This window comes from Halorubrum cibi, from assembly GCF_900182635.1.
Taxonomy (GTDB): domain Archaea; phylum Halobacteriota; class Halobacteria; order Halobacteriales; family Haloferacaceae; genus Halorubrum; species Halorubrum cibi.
Window position 1 is genome coordinate 233,149 of record NZ_FXTD01000004.1, and the last position, 17,373, is coordinate 250,521.

Genomic DNA, 17,373 nt, shown 5'->3' on the forward strand with positions numbered 1-17,373 from the left:
CGTTTTTTAACCCTTCACGGCTCGGATCCGTAGCAACGAATGTTCGACGAGATCCTCGAGAAGTTCGAGGGGTCCCCGAGCCAGCAGGCCGTCATCCGGCTGTTCTTGGAGCGCGGCTTCTCCGTCAACGAGGGGGGACGGGTCGTCTCCGGTGGGATCGAGATCCCGTACACGGGGATCGCCCGCGAGCTCGACGTCGACCGGCGCGTCGTCGACTCCACGACCGACGCGATCCTGGCGGACCCCGAACTGAAACGCATCTTCACCAACATCTCGTCGATCCCGAGCCTAATGGATCTGGCCCCCGTCCTCGATCTCACCGTCCTCACGATCGAGGTCGCGGCGGCCGACGAGGCGGGGATCGTCGCCGAGGTCACCGGGATCCTCGCGGACCACGACGTCCCCATCCGCCAGGTGTTGAGCGACGACCCGGAGTTCACCGACGACCCCAAGCTGTACGTGATCACGGACGCCGAGCTTCCCGGCGAACTGCTCGTCGAGATCCGCGACCTGGGGTACGTCCGCCGCGTCGGGTTCTAGCGCGCGTTCGGAACGCCACGGCTCCCGATCGCTCCACATTTCACTTTCACTCGGGTGTTAACCAGGGTTTATATCCGAAGCCGCACAAGCCGGGTGTACATGCCTGAAGACGAACTCGAGGACCTCCCAGGAGTCGGCCCGGCGACCGCGGACAAACTCGTCGAGAACGGATTCGAGAGCTACCAGTCGATCGCGGTCGCGAGCCCCGGCGAGATGTCGAACACGGCCGACATCGGCGAGTCGTCCGCCTCCGACATCATCAACGCCGCCCGCGACGCGGCCGACGTCGGCGGATTCGAGACGGGCGCGACCGTCCTCGAACGCCGTCAAGAGATCGGCAAGCTCTCCTGGCAGATCGACGAGGTCGACGACCTGCTCGGCGGCGGCATCGAGACACAGTCGATCACCGAGGTGTACGGCGAGTTCGGCTCCGGGAAATCGCAGGTCACCCACCAGATGGCCGTCAACGTCCAGCTCTCGAAGGAGAACGGCGGCCTCGAAGGCGGCTGTATCTTCGTCGACTCCGAGGACACGTTCCGCCCGGAGCGCATCGACGACATGGTCCGCGGGCTCGACGACGAGATCCTCGCCGACGAGATGGAGCGCCGCGAGATAGAGGGAACGCCGGGAAGCGAGGAGGCCATGGAGGAGCTGATCGACGCCTTCCTCGATCAGATCCACGTTGCGAAGGCGTTCAACTCCAACCATCAGATCCTGTTAGCCGAGAAGGCCAAGGAGCTCGCGGGCGAACACGAGGAGGGCGAGTGGCCCATCCGGATCGTCTGTGTGGACTCTCTCACCGCCCACTTCCGCGCCGAGTACGTCGGTCGGGGGGAACTCGCGGAGCGCCAACAGAAGCTCAACAAACACCTCCACGACCTGATGCGGATCGGCGACCTGTTCAACACCGCCATCCTCGTCACCAACCAGGTCGCGTCGAACCCCGACTCCTACTTCGGGGACCCCACGCAGGCGATCGGCGGCAACATCCTCGGTCACGCCTCGACGTTCCGGATCTACCTCCGGAAGTCCAAGGGCAACAAGCGGATCGTCCGGCTCGTGGACGCGCCGAACCTCGCCGACGGCGAGGCCGTGATGCGCGTCCAAGGCGAGGGACTGAAACCGGAGTGATCGCGGCGATCGGCTCCGCGTAGTCCGTCACTCGACGGTCTCGTCCCGGCCGGTCGCGATGGTCGGTGTACGAACGTCAACTTCTCCGTACATCGGGTGTATCGTCCGTAATCCGCGGACTCGACGGATATCCCGCGTCAACGCCGACTCCTCGGCCGGCAATATTCGCAAAAGGGGGTCGCGCCCGGCGCGATGGCCGACGATCGCCGCCGTTCCCGCGAGAGTAGTTAGAAAAACAACACTATATTCGGTCAGTTCCCTCGCAACGATTGCCGAACGACCGGTCGGAATACGTCCTTAAACACCATAGTGTCCTCCTTATATTTGACACTGGCAGTATTATTAAAGAGATTTCTTTCGAAACCCAACTCAAACGTTTATATATTCGTGATACCTGACCCGAAAACGTGATTCAACACATGAACACGGATGAAAAGACTCGTGTGGTAGACGTACGTTCAACTGAGGTGCGTTCGGCGTGACGATCGGCGTCCTCGCCAGCATCGATCCGAGCGTGCTCGCGGAGGGGGTGAACCTGATGTGGGTCGCGGTGGTGTGTTTCCTCATCTTCTTCATGCACGCCGGCTTCGCGATGCTCGAGGCGGGGCAGGTCCGCGCGAAGAACGTCGCGAACCAGCTCACGAAGAACCTGCTCACCTGGAGCATCGGCGTCCTCGTCTACTTCCTCGTCGGCTTCGGGATCGAGGGCGTCGCCGGCGGCGGCGGCTTCTCATCGGCCGCGGCGCTCGGCGACGGTAGCTGGGTCAACAGCTGGCTGTTCGGTGCCGTCTTCGCGATGACGGCGGCCACCATCGTCTCCGGTGCGGTCGCCGGCCGCGCGAAGCTCCGCGCGTACGTGGCGTACACGGTCGCCATCTCGGCGGTGATCTACCCGGTGGTTGCGGGGATCACCTGGGGCGGCGGCTTCCTCGGCGGCGCCGGGCTCGGCTTCACTGACTTCGCCGGCGGGATGATCGTCCACGGCGTCGGCGGCATCGCCGGTCTCACCGCGGCGTACGTGCTCGGCCCGCGCATGGACCGCTACGCCGAGGACGGCTCCACGAACGTCATCCCCGGTCACTCGATGACGTTCGCCGTGCTCGGCACGCTGGTCCTGGCGTTCGGCTGGTACGGCTTCAACGTCGGCACGACCGCAACCGTGTTCTCGGTCACCGACGCGGGCGAGCTCGCGCTCGGCGGCTACGCGTCGGTCGGCCGCGTCTCGCTGGCGACGACCCTCGGAATGGCCGCGGGCGGTGCCGGTGCGGCGCTCGCCTCCCTGTACGCCACGAAGAAGGTCGACACGCTGTACGTCGCGAACGGCCTGCTCGCCGGGCTCGTCGGCGTCACGGGCATCGCGAACGTCGTCACGTGGTGGGGAGCGATCCTGGTCGCGCTCGTGTGTGGCCTCCAGCTCCCGCTCGTCTTCGAGTTCGCCGCCGACCGGATGAAGATCGACGACGTCTGTGCGGTGTTCCCCGTCCACGGCTCCGCGGGCGTCATCGGCGTGCTCGCGCTGCCGTTCGTCCACGTCGACGGCTTCTCCACCGGCCTGCTCGTCTCGCAGGTGATCGGCGTCGCCGTCATCACGGTCTGGACGGTCGCCGCGACCGCCGCCGTCTTCGGGGCGTTCAAGGCGGTCGGGCAGGCGCGCGTCACGCCGGAACACGAGCGCGACGGGCTCGACGTCAGCGAACACGGCGTCGAGACGTACCCCGAGTTCGGCAAGCCGACCGTCAGCACCGACGGCGGGACGGTCGCCGCCGACGCGTCCTCGCCCGACGGCTCGCCGCGGGCCGACGGTGGCGAGGAGGGCGGCACGGAGATCAAGATGGTCACCGCGATCGTCCGTCCGGACAAGCTCGGCGCGATAAAGCAGGCGCTCGCGGAGATCAAGGCCCCGTCGCTCACCGTGACGAACGTCTCCGGCCGCGGCAGCCAGCCCGCGAAGACGGGCCAGTGGCGCGGCGAGGAGTTCACGGTCGACCTCCACCAGAAGGTGAAAGTCGACGTCGTCGTCGCCGACATCCCGGCCGACGAGGTCGCGGAGGCGATCCGCGGGGCCGCGGAGACCGGCGAGCCGGGCGACGGCAAGGTGTTCGTCCTGCCCGTCGAGGACGCGATTCAGGTCCGCACCGGCGCGACCGGACCGGAGGCGGTGTAGTCCGCGAGCGCGGTTCGCCTCGCGAAACGACCCGCCTCGCGGGATCGACACACGACCGACCAACCCTTTTGTTTCCGCCGTCGCCACGTACCGCATGGTCTCGGACACGCGGCTGTACGGCGCGGCGATCGCGTTCGCCTCCGGCGGCTACTCGATCGCGAGCGCCGCCGGCGCGACGCGAACGACGCTGACCGCGTGGCTCATGCTCGCGCTCGGAGCGGTGGTCGTCGTCCACGGCGCCCTCCTGCTCGTGCCGGCCGTTCCCCTCGACGACGCGACGAGCGGGGAGCTAATGCTCGCGTACGCCGTCGTCATGCTCGCGAACCAGGCGGCGCTGGCGACCGGCATGGCGGGTGGGACGACCGGCGGCGGAACGGACGGCGGCGGAATGACCGGCGGGTCGATGGGCGGCGGAAGCGGGACGATGGGGAGCATGGGCGGCGACGCGACGATGACCGCGGCGATGCCGTGGGACCTCGGGATGGCCGTGCTCGCGCTGCTCATGCTCGTCAGCGGCGCGATAATGCTCCGGAGCGACGACGGAATGTAGCCGACCGATGCCGGAGGGACCGAGGCGACCGAAGCCGACTCGGTAACACCTTTCCACGGGGCGTTCGAAGCGCCGGACATGAACCACGAGCGCTCCCGCGAGCTGTACGACCGCGCGCTGTCGGTCATGCCGGGCGGGGTCAACTCCTCGGTCCGGGCGACGATGCCGCACCCGTTCTTCGTCGAGCGCGGTGACGGCGGCCACGTGATCGACGCCGACGGCAACCGGTACGTCGACTGGGTGATGGGGTACGGTCCACTGCTGTACGGCCACGACCTGCCCGAGCCGGTCGAGGCGGCTATCCAGTCGCACGTCGCGGCCGGACCGATGTACGGCGCGCCCACGGAGGTGGAGGTCGAACACGCGGAGTTCGTGGCGCGACACGTCCCGAGCGTCGAGTCGATCCGGTTCGTCAACTCGGGAACGGAGGCGACGGTGTCGGCGGTGCGGCTGGCGCGGGGCCACACCGGCCGCGACAAGATCGTCGTGATGGAGGGGGGCTACCACGGCGCACAGGAGTCGACCCTCGTCGAGGGGAGCCCCGAGAACCCTCACCCCTCGACGGCGGGGATCCCCGAGTCGTTCGCGGAACACACCCTTCCGATCCCCTTCAACGACCCCGCGACCGCGAAGGAGGTGTTCGCCGAACACGGCGACGACATCGCCGCGGTCCTCGTCGAGCCGATCCTCGCGAACACGGGGATCGTCGCCCCGATCGACGGCTACCACGAGACGCTCCGGGACCTCTGTGACGACCACGGGTCGCTGCTTATCTTCGACGAGGTGATCACCGGGTTCCGTGTCGGCGGCCTCGGCTGCGCGCAGTCGAAGTTCGGCGTCACCCCGGACGTGACCACCTTCGGGAAGATCGTCGGCGGCGGGTTCCCGGTCGGCGCGATCGGCGGGCGCGCGGACGTCATCGAGGGGTTCACCCCGTCCGGCGACGTCTTCCAGTCGGGCACGTTCTCGGGGCACCCGGTCACGATGGCCGCGGGGAAGGCCACCCTCGAGTACGCCGCAGAGAACGACGTGTACGAGCACGTGAACCGCCTCGGCCGGAAGCTTCGGGAGGGGATCGCGGAGATCTGCGCCGAGCGCGCCCCCGAGTACACCGTCGTCGGCACCGATTCGATGTTCAAGACGGTCTTCACCCGCGAGGCCCCCGACGACCCCGACGCCTGCTGTGCGGGCGGCTGCCGGCAGAACCCCGACTGCGACCGCTACGACGCCTGTCCGAAGACCGGCGCGGACGTCGCGAACGCCGCCACTGACCGCTGGGAGCGGGTGTTCTGGCAGGAGATGAAGGATCACGGCGTCTTCCTCACCGCCAACCAGTTCGAGTGCCAGTTCACCTCCTACGCGCACACCGAGGAGGACGTCGAGACGACCCTTGAGGCGTACCGCGAGGCGATCTGAGCACGCCACTTGTGGTGGCGCGTGCCGTGAGCGGCCCGTCGGGCCGCGAACGCACCGCGCGAGGGAGTCAGTCGCCTTCGGCGACTGACGAGGCTGGGGAGGCGTGAGGTGCGTTCCCGCGAGCGATAGCGAGCGGGAGCACGGAAGTCGCAGCGCCGAGCGAAGCGAGGCGACCGTTTTCCGGCGGTTGCGGTCGGGCGGGACTCAAAGGGGCAGTCGCGAGGCGGGCGCAGGCGACGTAAGCACCGCAACGAGAGAGTGAGCGAAGCGAACGATCGAGTGAGGAGCGCAGCGAGCGTGCGCCCGCCTCGCGGCTGGGGCTTTGGAGGTGTTCATCGCAGTCACGTTTTCAGCAGCGTACAGCCGAGCGACTGGGGTTTTGGCGGTGTTTACCGCGACGGCAACTGCGTACAGCCGAGCGGCTGGAACTCCGGTGGTGATCGTCGTCGAGTCGTCGCCGTTCACGTACGGGCCTTCTCGAGAGCCGCGCTCGTCGGAAGTACGCAACCTTTTTATGCCGAACCGGAATTACGTCCTAGTGATGACCGCGGAGGCTCGTCGCGACCTCGCCCTCTTCCGACAGCGACGAGCCCCGCGACCGCGACGAGCAGTCCGACCGCCGCGACCGGCTTCCGGCGCGGCGCGACGACCGGCCCCCTGAGGCCGCAGATTTCACTCGTCGCGTTCGCGCCGTTTCGTCCCGGAGAGTCGTCGCTGTATCGTTCGTCAGCGTCGGCTTTTCCACTTCATTACAACATCTAAATCGATGAATTTAAGGCCCTAAGGCGGGTCTTCTCCGGTAATGACAAGCGTTGCACTCGCGTTCAGTGGCGGACTCGACACGACCGTTTGCGTTCCGATCCTGAAAGAGGAGTACGGCTACGACGAGGTCATCGGCGTCAACGTCGACGTCGGCCAGCCGACCGACGAGTTCGACGAGGCGGAAGAGACCGCGGAAGCGCTCGGGCTCGACCTCCACGTCGTCGACGCGAAGGCGGAGTTCGCTGACCTCTGTTTCGACGCGGTGAAGGCGAACGCGACCTATCAGGGCTACCCGCTCGGGACCGCGCTCGCGCGTCCCGTCATCGCCGAGGCCATTCTCGGCGTCGCCAAGGAGCAGGGCTGTGACGCCATCGCGCACGGCTGTACGGGCAAGGGGAACGACCAGCTCCGGTTCGAGGCCGTCTGGCGCGGCTCCGACCTCGAAGTGATCGCGCCGGTCCGCGAGCTGGGGCTCACCCGCGAGTGGGAGATCGAGTACGCCGCCGAGAAGGAGCTGCCCGTCGAGGCCGGCGACGGCGGCGTCTGGTCCATCGACGAGAACATCTGGTCGCGCGCGGTCGAGGGCGGGAAACTGGAGAACCCGAACTACGAGCCGCCGGAGGACATCTACGAGTGGACCGCCGAGCCCGAGGGCGAGACGACCATCGAGATCGCCTTCGAGGAGGGCGTCCCCGTCGCCGTCGACGGCGAGGAGATGGACCCCGTCCCGCTCATCCAGTACCTCAACGAGTACGCGGGCGAGTTCGGGATCGGCCGCACCGACGTGATGGAGGACCGCATGCTCGGGCTCAAGGTCCGCGAGAACTACGAGCACCCGGCCGCGACCGTCCTGCTCACCGCCCACCAGGCGCTCGAGGACCTCGTCCTCACCAAGAACGAGCGCTCGTTCAAGAAGGGGATCGAACACGAGTGGTCCGAGAAGGCGTACCAGGGCCTCGTCTTCGCACCCGTCGTCGACGCGCTGGACGCCTTCATCGACGAGACCCAGGACGTGGTGACCGGCACCGCGACGGTCAAGGTCTCCGGCGGCAACTGCCGCGTCGTCGCTCGCAACTCCGAGTACGCCGTCTACTCCGAGGAGATGGCCTCGTTCAACACCGAGGACGTCGCCGGCATCGCCCAGGAGGACGCCACGGGCGTCGCGAAGTACCACGGGCTCCAGGAGCGCCTCGCCAACGACGTGAAGAAGGCGGTCTCGAAGCCCGAGATCGCCACGGACGGCGGTGCCGCGTCCGACGACGGCACCGACGACGGCTCCGGCGAGACGGACGAGAACTGAATGACTGACGACGACGACTCCGGAACCGCCGTCCGCCGCGACCGCTTCAGCGGCGGCCCCGCCCGCGCGTTCCTCTCGAGTCTGGCGGCCGACGAGGCGATATTCGCGGCGGATCTCGCGGTCGACCGCGCGCACGTGGTCATGCTCGCGGAGAGGGGGATCGTCGACGACGCGGTCGCCGGCGAGGTCCTCGAAGCCCTCGACGACGTGGAGGCCGCCGGCCACGGCGCTCTCCCCGACGGCGAGGACGTCCACGAGGCGATCGAGACGGCCGTCATCGACCGAGTCGGCCCCGACGGCGGTCGGATGCACACGGCGCGCTCGCGCAACGACGAGGTGGCGACGTGTATCCGCTACCGCCTGCGCGAGGACCTCCTTGCGGTCGTTGAGGCGACGCTGACGCTGCGGGAGGCCCTACTCGACGTGGCAGACGAGCACGCGGAGACGGTGATGCCCGGGTACACCCACCTCCAGCCCGCCCAGCCCACGACCGTCGGCCACTACCTGCTCTCGTACGAGGGCGGGATCGGTCGCGACACCGAGCGCCTGCTCGGCGCGTACGACCGGACGAACCGCTCGCCGCTCGGCGGGGCCGCCTTCGCCGGCACGCCGTTCGACGTCGACCGCGAGCGCACCGCCGATCTGCTCGGGTTCGACGGGCTCGTCCACAACTCGATGGACGCCTCGTCCGCCCGTGACTTCCTTGCCGAGGCATCGACCGCCTGTGCGACGCTGTCGACGACGTTGTCGGGGCTCGCGGAGGACCTGATCCTCTTCTCGAACAAGGGCTTTCTCGAGCTGTCCGACGACTACTCGTCGACGTCCTCGATCATGCCCCAGAAGAAGAACCCCGACACGCTGGAGCTGACTCGCGGCGTCGCCGGCGACGCGATCGGCGAGGCGACGGGGACGCTGAGCCTGCTGAAGGGGTTGCCCCGCGCGTACAACCGCGACCTCCAGCGCGCGCACGCGAGCGTGTTCGAGACCGCCGACGACGTGCGGGAGGCGGCGGAGGTCGCCGCCGGCGCGGTCGCGACCGCCGATTGGGCGGTCGAGGAGCTCGCGTCGGCCGCCGGCGACGGTTTCTCGACGGCGACGGGCGTCGCCGACCTGCTCGCGATGGGCGGACTGCCGTTCCGGACCGCCCACGAGATCGTCGCGGCCGCGGCCGAGTCGATCGACGACGCCGACGACCCGGCGACCGCGGCCGCAAAAGTTGACGAGGCCGCACGAGAGGTCACGGGCGAGCCCCTCTCGGCGTACGTGAGCCGCGAGGACGTGGAGGCCGCGCTCGATCCGGCGGAGAGCGTCGCGAGTCGCGATTCGACCGGCGGGCCCGCCCCCGACGCGGTCGCCGAGGCGCTCGCGGCGAGCGAGGCCGGTCTCGACGACGACGCGGAAGCGCTGGCCGCACGCCGCGACACGCTCGCCGCCGCGACCGACCGGCTGGAGACGGAGGTGGAGACGTATGCGTGAGTCGACTCGTGACGCGGACTCGACGCTCCGACAGCCGCCGCGACCGCCGCGATCGCCGCCGTCCCCGCGAGGGGACAACTAATTACTGAAATCTGTCATCGGATTTCACACGACGGCTGAATTGGCTTTTCGAACCGTTAGAGTCGACTCTATTTATTGTAAACAAAATTATATTTTCGAAGGGTTTATGTTTTATCGGAGGCGAGTATCGCCCACGATGACGACCGATACCGATCCGGTGCTGGCAGAGGACCCGATCACGGGCGAGGAGATCGAGCTTCCGGCCGACGTCGAGGTTGGCGAGATAATCGACAGTCCGGTCACCGGGACCGAACTGGAGGTCATCTCGCTGGATCCCGTCACGCTGGAGGAGGCTCCCGAACTCGAGGAGGACTGGGGAGAGTAGATGGTGACGAACCTCACGACGTCGACACGCGAGTGGTCGGCATGCGCATAGGGATCCTCTACTCGCGGATCCGCCGCGACGAGAAGCTGCTGCTCGAGGAACTGCGCGACCGCGACCACGAGATCGAGAAGATCGACGTGCGCAAACAGCGGTTCGGGCTGGAGTCGACGACGGCGAACGTTGCCGACCTCGACATCGTCGTCGACCGGTGTCTCTCCACGAGCCGGTCGCTGTACGCGACGAGGTTCCTCGACAGCTACGGCGTTCCCGTGGTGAACTCCCCCGAGACCGGCGACGTCTGTGCGGACAAGGCGAAGAACTCGCTCGCGCTCGCGGAGGCGGACGTCCCCACGCCCGCCACGGAGGTCGCGTTCACGAAGGAGGCCGCGATGGAGGCCATCGAGTCGTTCGGCTACCCCTGCGTGTTGAAACCCGTCGTCGGATCCTGGGGGCGGCTGATGGCGAAGATCGACACCCGCAGCGCCGCCGAGGCGATCTTAGAGCACAAGGAGACGCTCGGCCACTACGAGCACAAGGTGTTCTACGTCCAGGAGTTCGTCGACAAACCCGGCCGCGACATCCGGGTGGTTTCGGTCGACGGCGAGCCGGTCGCCGCGATGACGCGCTCGTCGGACCACTGGCTCACGAACGCCGCGAAGGGCGGGACGACGGAGCCGTTCGACCTCGACGACCGGGCGCTCGAGCTCGTCGAGCGGGCCTCTGAGGCGGTCGGCGGCGGGATGCTCGGCGTCGACCTGATGGAGGTCGGGGGCGAGGGCTCCGGCGAGTACACCGTCCACGAGGTGAACCACACAGTCGAGTTCAAGGCGCTCACCGAGGCCAGCGACGTCGACGTCCCCGCGCGGGTCGTCGACTGGCTGGAGACGAAAGCCGAGGCGTTCGCGGCCGACGGCGACGACTCGAGCGGTGACACGAACGTCGACGACGCGACCGACGCCGACGAGGTCGTCCTATGAGCGGGACGGGTTCGGGAGCGGACGCCGCGACCGACACGTACACCGCGAGCGTCGTCGGCGGCACGGGGTTCACCGGCGGCGAGCTGTTGCGCTTACTCGCCGGTCACCCGAACTTCGAGGTCGTTCAGGCCACCTCGCGGTCGGCGGACAACATGACGGTCGGCCGCTCGCACCCGAACCTCCGGGACCTCGATCTGCGCTTTTCTTCCCCCGACGACCTCGAGTCCGTCGACGTGCTCTTCTCGGCGACGCCACACGGTGTCTCGATGGGGCGGGTCGACGACTACTTCGAGGTCGCGGACACGGTCGTCGACCTCTCGGCGGACTTCCGGCTGCCGGAGGCGACCATGTACGACGAGTGGTACGACGGCCACGAGTCGCCGGAGTACCTTGAGCGCGCGGAGTACGCGCTGCCCGAACTCAACCGCGAGAACCTCCCCGGGGCGGACCTCATCGCCGGCGGCGGCTGTAACGCCACGGCGACGATCCTCGGGCTGAAGCCGCTCGTCGACGCGGGCGTGCTCGGCCCCGAGAGCGGCGAGGTCGTCGTCGACGTGAAGGTCGGCTCCTCGGAGGGTGGCGCCGGCGGCGGCGCGGCCTCCTCGCACCCCGAGCGCTCGGGCGTCGTGCGCCCGTACGCGCCCACCGGCCACCGCCACGAGGCGGAGATCGAGGCGTACCTCGGGCTCTCCGTCTCCTTCACCGTCCACGCGGTCGACATGGTCCGGGGCGCGTCCGCGACCTGCCACGTCTTCCCCGACGAGCCCGTCTCGAAGGGCGACCTCTGGAAGAGCTACCGCGGCGCGTACGCCGACGAGCCGTTCATGCGGGTCGTCTCCGGCGGGGGCGGCGTCTACCGCTACCCCGAGCCGAAGTCGGTCGCCGGCACCAACCACGGCGAGGTCGGCTTCGAGCTCGACCCCGGGAACCGGCGCGTCGTCGTCTTCTCGGCGATCGACAACATGACCAAGGGGTCGGCGGGGCAGGCGGTCCACGCGGCGAACGTCGCGCTCGAGCTGCCCGAGACCGCCGGCCTCGAGTTCGGGGGGCTTCACCCCGTGGGGTCGCCATGAGCGGCTCCGACGCGGTCGCCGACGGCGGAAGCGACGCCGCCGGCGATCCTCCCGTCGTCGTCAAGATCGGCGGCGCGAGGGCGGTCGACCCGGCGGGTGCGGTCGGCGACGTCGCCGACCTCGTCGCCGACGGTCGCGCGGTCGTCGTCGTCCACGGCGGCTCGACGGTCGTCGACGAGACCATCGAGCGGCTGGGCATGGAGCCCGAGTACGTCGAGTCCGCCTCCGGCGTCACGGGTCGATTCACCGACGCCGACGCGATGGAGGCGTTCACGATGGCGATGGCGGGCAAGCTCAACACCGAGCTGACCGCGCTGTTCCGCGAGGCCGGCGTCGACGCGGTCGGCCTCTCCGGCGTCGACGGCGGGCTCCTCTCGGGGCCGCGCAAGTCGGCGGTCCGCGTGGTCGAGGACGGAAAGAGGAAGATCAGGCGCGGCGAGCACTCGGGGACGATCGAGTCGGTGAACGCCGACCTGCTCGCCGGCCTGCTCGCGGACGGCTACACCCCCGTCGTCTCGCCCCCGATGGAGGGGAAAGAGGGCGACGGCGGCGTCACGCCGGTCAACGCCGACGCGGACCGGGCGGCCGCCGCGGTCGCGGGCGCACTCGGCGCGGACCTGGTCCTGCTGACCGACGTGGCGGGCGTCTACGCCGACCCGGACGACCCCGACACGCTGATCGAGTCGGCCGCGACGCCCGCGGACCTGGAGGCGGTCGAGGACGCCGCCGAGGGGTTCATGGGCAAGAAGGTGATGGCGGCCAAAGAAGCGCTCTCGGGCGGCTCCGGCCGTGTCTTTATCGCCGATGCCAACGCCGACGACCCGATCCTCGCCGCGCTCGACGGCTCGGGGACGACGATCGAGCGGTCGGCGGTCGACGGAACGGACGAGGACGCGGAGGATGCCGAGGAGACGGAGGCGGTCGACGCATGAGCGGCTTCGTCTTCTCCGAGAAGCCGATCGAGATCGCCTCCGGCGACGGGGTCCACCTCACCGACACGAACGGCAACGACTACCTCGATTTCGGCGCGAGCTACGCGTGTACCCCGGTCGGCCACTGTCACCCCGAGGTCGTCGACGCGGCCACGAGCCAGTTGGAGGAGCTCATGTACGTCCAGGCGTCGTACCCGCACGCGACGCGGACGGCGCTGTACGAGCGGTTGGCCGAGGTCGCGCCCGGCGACGTCGGGAACGTCTGGCTCTGTAACTCCGGGACCGAGGCCAACGAGGCCGCCCTGAAGTTCGCGCGGCACGCGACCGGCCGCGAGAAGATCGTTGCGACCACTCAGGGCTTTCACGGCCGGACGATGGGCGCGCTCGCGACCACCTGGAAGGCGAAGTACAAACAGGGGTTCGAGCCGCTCGCCGGCGGCGTCGAGTTCGTCGAGTACGGCGACGAGGCGGCAATGCGCGAGGCCGTCGACGAGAAGACCGCGGCCGTGATCCTGGAGCCCCTCCAGGGCGAGGGCGGGATCAATCCCGCCTCGACGGCGTACCTCGAGGCGGTGCGGGAGGCCACGGCGGAGGCGGGGGCCGCGATGGTCCTCGACGAGATCCAGACCGGGCTCGGCCGCACGGGCTCGATGTGGGCCGCGGAGCGTCACGGCGTGGTCCCGGACGTGCTCACGACGGCGAAGGGGCTCGCCAGCGGGCTCCCGATCGGCGCGACGCTGTGTCGCGACTGGATCGCGGCGGAGTCGGGCGACCACGGCTCGACGTTCTCGGGCGGCCCCGTCGTCTCCGCGGCGGCCGGCGCGACCCTCGACGTCATCGAACGCGAGGGGCTGGCCGATCACGCGGCCGACGTGGGCTCGTACCTCCGCGAGGAGATCGAAACCCGCCTCGGCGACGACGTGCGCGAGGTCCGCGGCGAGGGGCTGATGGTCGGCATCGAGGTGAAACGCGGCTCCAACCGGCTGCTCCGCGACCTCGCGATCGACCACGGGATCCTCGCGCTGCCGGCCGGTCGCACCGTGTTGCGCCTGCTGCCGCCGCTGACGGTCGAGCGCGACCACGTCGACAGCGTGGTCGACGCGCTCGAGGAGGTGATCGCGTGACCGCCGCGCCCGACTCGGCCGGGAACGCGGAGGCTCCCGCGGCGGGCGACGGTGACGCTGCCGACAACGGCGACGCTGCCGGCACCGACGTGGTCGCCGGCGGCGGCTACCCCGAGGCCTGCGACACCCCGGCGCGCAAGCTGCTTTTCGACCTGGTCTCGATCCCCTCGCCCTCCGGCGAGGAGACGGCGGCCGCCGAGCGGCTCGTCGACTTCTTCGAGGCCAACGGCCGCGAGGCGTGGATCGACGAGGTCGGGAACGTCCGCGCACCCGCGGACGACGCGGTCCTCCTGACCTCGCACGTCGACACCGTCCCCGGCGACATCCCCGTCGAGGTGCGTCCCGCTCCCGAGGACGTGGACGACCTCGGCGGGACCGACGTCCGGGTCGGCGAGCCGGGCGAGCCCGTGTTGTGGGGCCGCGGCGCGGTCGACGCGACCGGCCCGCTCGTCTCGATGGCGGTCGCCGCCGTCGAGACCGGCGTCTCCTTCGTCGGGGTCGTCGGCGAGGAGACGAACTCGCGGGGCGCACGCCACCTCGTCGCCGACCGCGACGCGCCCGAGGCGGTGGTGAACGGCGAGCCGTCGGGCTGGGACGGCGTCACGCTCGGCTACCGCGGCTTCCTCGCGGGCACGTACGTGAACACCAGCGAGTCGGGCCACTCCTCGCGGCCGGAGCCGAACGCGATCCAGCACGCGATCGACTGGTGGCACGGCGTCGAGGAGGCATTCACGCCGGCGGACCCGGAGACGCCCGTCTTCGAGCAGGTGACGACGAAACCCGTCTCGATGGATGGCGGGCTGACCGACGACGGCCTCGCCGTCGAGGCCGCGATGGACGTCCAGCTCCGGGTGCCGCCGTCCCGCACCGTCGACGAGGTCCACGAGCTGGCGGAGGCGGAGCTGACCACGGGGTCGGTCCACTGGAAGGAGCCGATCCCGCCCGTGATGGAGAGCCCCCGGACCGACCTCGCGCGGGCGTTCCGCGTCGCGATCCGCGGGGCCGGCGGCGACGTCCGCCTACTCAGAAAGACCGGCACGAGCGACATGAACCTCTTCGCGGCCGAGTGGGACTGCCCGATGGTCACCTACGGCCCCGGAAACTCCGAGCTGGACCACGCGCCCGACGAGCGGCTCCCGCTCTCGGAGCTCGACCGGGCGACGACCGTCCTCGCCGACGTCTGTCGCGACCGACGATAGGCGTCGCGGCCGCGGGCCGCGGCGCTCCCTTCTCTCCGAAGCCTCCCGTATCGACCCATCACCGAATCCGAACCATCGACGCAGATCAACCACGTCTCAGCCATCGAACTCACCCACACATGCCACTCGCTACCGACGACTTCCTCGACATCGACGACGTAACGCCGGCCGAACTGGACGCCCTGCTCGACCGCGCGGCCGCGATGAAGGCCGGCGAGACGGAGCCGCGGCTCCCCGACGCGACGCTCGGGATGATATTCGAGAAGCCCTCGACGCGGACGCGGATCTCCTTCGAGACGGGGATGACGCGGCTCGGCGGCCACGCCATGTTCCTCGGGCCGGACGACCTCCAGCTCGGGCACGGCGAGCCGCTCCGGGACACCGCGCGGGTGCTCGGCCGGTACGTCGACGCCGTGATGGCGCGGCTGTTCGACCACGCCGACGTCGAGACGCTCGCCGAGCACGCCGACTGCCCCGTGATCAACGGGCTCACCGACGAGGCACACCCCTGCCAGACGCTCGCGGACCTGCTCACGATCCGGGAGTTCGTCGGCGAGGATGCCACCGTCGCGTGGGTCGGCGACGGCAACAACGTCGGGCAGTCGTTCGTCGTCGGCGCGGCGATGGCCGGCATCGACGTGCGGGTGGCGACGCCCGACGAGTACGGGATGGATCCCGCCGTCTTCGAGCGCGCGGCCGCCTTCGGCGCGGACGTGGAGCCGACGACGGACCCCGAGAGCGTCCTCGACGGGGCCGACGTCGTCTACACCGACGTGTGGATCTCGATGGGACAGGAGGACGAACGCCACGAGAAGCTGGCCGCCTTCGACGGATTTCAAGTGAACGCCGACCTGCTCGCGGGCACGGACGCGAAAGTGATGCACTGTCTGCCCGCCCACCGCGGCGAGGAGATCACGAACGACGTGCTCGAGTCCGACCGCGCGCTCGCGTGGGAGCAGGCTGAGAACCGGATGCACGCGCAGAACGCGCTGCTCGTCGAACTGCTCGAGGACGAGGCCGGAAACGGGTCGTAACCGATCCGGCCGATCCGGCCGACCCCGCCGGCACCGTCGTCCCCCCGACCGCCCGCTTCGGCGCGCGCGACCCGCGAGGACGACCGGCGGGAGTCCGCGGCGGACCGCGCGCGAGGGAGCACCCGGCCGCGCCGTCGCGGTCCGGCGGCGCGGCCGGTGCGAGGCTGGGGAGGCGAGAGGCCACGCTTCGCCGGCCGTCGCTTACCAGGGACGACCGGAGCTTACCGGGGACGACCGCCGGCCTACCGAAGCCGCCACCACAGCGATCGCAGTTTGTACCCGATCGATCCGGCCCGGTAGCCGTTCCAGCCGCTCATCCCGCCCGCGAGCGTCCTCGCGTCGTATCCCTCCTCCTCGAGCACCGTCGTCGCCTGCTTCGCGACGATCCCCATCTTACACACCGTGACGATCTCCCGGTCCCGCGGGACCTCGTCCAAACGCGCCCGGAGCGCCGACTCGTCGCCGCCGCGGAGGTCCTCGTAGACGGGGAGGTTGTGGCTCCCGTCGATCGCGTCCGCCTCGTACGCGTCCGCCGGGCGAACGTCGAGGACGAACGGTTCGTCTCCGCTCGTCCCTTCGCTTCCCTCTCCGCTCCCGCCCCCGAGACGCTCGTCCAACTCGTCCGGGCGGATCCCGTTCATCCTCGTAGCCGTTCCGCGTGTTCGGTCACGATCCGGCCGAGCCGCTCGGTCCGCTTGCGGAGGTCCTCGTCGGAGATCCGTCCCTCGTCGTCGATCTCGGAGGACGCGCCGCGGATCCCGACCTCGTGGGGGACCACCCACGCGTGGACGTTCCGGAACGTCGACCGGAGGTGTTCGAGGGTGCCGCCGTAAGAGCCGCCGCCGGCGGTCGCGAGCAGCCCCACCGCGGTGTTCTCGTACTCGTCGAAGCCGCAGAAGTCGTGGAAGTTCTTGAACGTCGAGGAGTAGGAGCCGTGGTAGACCGGAGTGCCCGCGAGCACGCCGTCGGCCTCGCGAACTCGGCGTTTCAGGCGCTCGCTGTCGCCCTGATCGTCCTCGTCGGGGTGGTACAGCGGGAGGTCGACCGCGCCCAGATCGATCAGGTCGGTCTCCGCGCCGGCGTCGGCCGCGGCTGAGAGCGCGACGCGGAGGGCGGCCTTCGTGGTGCTCGCCCCCCGACGGCTGCCGGAGATCGCGACGATCCGTGTCATACGCCGGGTTCGAGGCGAGGAACCAAAAACGCGGGCGGTTCGTCGTGAGGCGTCGACGGTCGTGTAGAGTCCCCGTTCGTCCCCCGGTTCTCGGTTCCATATCGACAGAACGGGTCGT

General features: G+C 69.4%; 16 protein-coding genes. 14 read left to right on the top strand and 2 right to left on the bottom strand.

Going from position 1 to position 17,373, the window contains the following annotated elements; genetic code table 11:
- The first annotated feature begins 39 nt into the window (after nucleotides 1-39).
- The 14 genes from FN829_RS07080 to argF all read left to right on the top strand — a co-directional run bounded on the left by FN829_RS07080 (nucleotide 40) and on the right by argF (nucleotide 16,084).
- A complete protein-coding gene (locus FN829_RS07080) occupies nucleotides 40-540 on the top strand; it encodes an amino acid-binding protein (RefSeq protein WP_142986286.1) in 501 nt (166 codons plus the stop codon).
- Between the two features lie 99 nt (nucleotides 541-639).
- Nucleotides 640-1,671, top strand: a complete 1,032-nt coding sequence (gene radA / locus FN829_RS07085) for a DNA repair and recombination protein RadA (RefSeq protein WP_142986287.1) — start codon at nucleotides 640-642, stop codon at nucleotides 1,669-1,671.
- 478 nt (nucleotides 1,672-2,149) lie between these two features.
- A complete protein-coding gene (locus FN829_RS07090) occupies nucleotides 2,150-3,835 on the top strand; it encodes an ammonium transporter (protein ID WP_142986288.1) in 1,686 nt (561 codons plus the stop codon).
- Nucleotides 3,836-3,929: 94 nt separating this feature from the next.
- The gene (locus tag FN829_RS07095) at nucleotides 3,930-4,385 is read left to right on the top strand and encodes a hypothetical protein (RefSeq protein ID WP_142986289.1); all 456 of its coding nucleotides are present in this window, start codon (nucleotides 3,930-3,932) and stop codon (nucleotides 4,383-4,385) included.
- Nucleotides 4,386-4,463: 78 nt separating this feature from the next.
- A complete protein-coding gene (hemL, locus tag FN829_RS07100; RefSeq protein WP_142986290.1) occupies nucleotides 4,464-5,801 on the top strand; it encodes a glutamate-1-semialdehyde 2,1-aminomutase in 1,338 nt (445 codons plus the stop codon).
- A gap of 802 nt (nucleotides 5,802-6,603) precedes the next feature.
- Nucleotides 6,604-7,863 carry an argininosuccinate synthase gene (locus FN829_RS07110; protein ID WP_142986292.1) on the top strand — a complete coding sequence of 420 codons (1,260 nt, stop codon included), beginning with the start codon at nucleotides 6,604-6,606 and terminating at the stop codon, nucleotides 7,861-7,863.
- Nucleotides 7,864-9,339: an argininosuccinate lyase gene (gene argH, locus FN829_RS07115; RefSeq protein WP_142986293.1), complete on the top strand. Its 1,476-nt coding sequence runs from the start codon at nucleotides 7,864-7,866 to the stop codon at nucleotides 9,337-9,339.
- Between the two features lie 217 nt (nucleotides 9,340-9,556).
- Nucleotides 9,557-9,745, top strand: coding sequence for a lysine biosynthesis protein LysW (gene lysW / locus FN829_RS07120; RefSeq protein ID WP_066413002.1), 189 nt, complete (start codon nucleotides 9,557-9,559; stop codon nucleotides 9,743-9,745).
- Between the two features lie 41 nt (nucleotides 9,746-9,786).
- Nucleotides 9,787-10,722: a lysine biosynthesis protein LysX gene (gene lysX / locus FN829_RS07125; protein ID WP_142986294.1), complete on the top strand. Its 936-nt coding sequence runs from the start codon at nucleotides 9,787-9,789 to the stop codon at nucleotides 10,720-10,722.
- On the top strand, nucleotides 10,719-11,795 hold the full coding sequence (argC, locus tag FN829_RS07130) for an N-acetyl-gamma-glutamyl-phosphate reductase (RefSeq protein WP_142986295.1): 1,077 nt from the start codon (nucleotides 10,719-10,721) through the stop codon (nucleotides 11,793-11,795). Before lysX ends, argC begins: the two co-directional genes overlap by 4 nt.
- Entirely contained in the window at nucleotides 11,792-12,727 is a 936-nt protein-coding gene (locus FN829_RS07135; RefSeq protein WP_142986296.1) for an acetylglutamate/acetylaminoadipate kinase, read from the top strand. The genes argC and FN829_RS07135 overlap by 4 nt, the downstream gene beginning before the upstream one ends.
- A complete protein-coding gene (locus FN829_RS07140) occupies nucleotides 12,724-13,851 on the top strand; it encodes an aspartate aminotransferase family protein (RefSeq protein ID WP_142986297.1) in 1,128 nt (375 codons plus the stop codon). The genes FN829_RS07135 and FN829_RS07140 overlap by 4 nt, the downstream gene beginning before the upstream one ends.
- A gap of 89 nt (nucleotides 13,852-13,940) precedes the next feature.
- Nucleotides 13,941-15,050 (top strand): [LysW]-lysine hydrolase, encoded by a 1,110-nt coding sequence (locus FN829_RS07145; RefSeq protein ID WP_142986350.1) that lies wholly within the window; start codon nucleotides 13,941-13,943, stop codon nucleotides 15,048-15,050.
- 119 nt (nucleotides 15,051-15,169) lie between these two features.
- On the top strand, nucleotides 15,170-16,084 hold the full coding sequence (argF, locus tag FN829_RS07150) for an ornithine carbamoyltransferase (protein WP_142986298.1): 915 nt from the start codon (nucleotides 15,170-15,172) through the stop codon (nucleotides 16,082-16,084).
- Between the two features lie 242 nt (nucleotides 16,085-16,326).
- Here the strand turns inward: argF and FN829_RS07155 are convergent, their stop codons facing one another.
- Nucleotides 16,327-16,725: a rhodanese-like domain-containing protein gene (locus FN829_RS07155; protein ID WP_142986299.1), complete on the bottom strand. Its 399-nt coding sequence runs from the start codon at nucleotides 16,723-16,725 to the stop codon at nucleotides 16,327-16,329.
- On the bottom strand, nucleotides 16,722-17,255 hold the full coding sequence (locus FN829_RS07160) for an NADPH-dependent FMN reductase (RefSeq protein WP_142986300.1): 534 nt from the start codon (nucleotides 17,253-17,255) through the stop codon (nucleotides 16,722-16,724). Before FN829_RS07160 ends, FN829_RS07155 begins: the two co-directional genes overlap by 4 nt.
- Nucleotides 17,256-17,373: the final 118 nt, after the last annotated feature.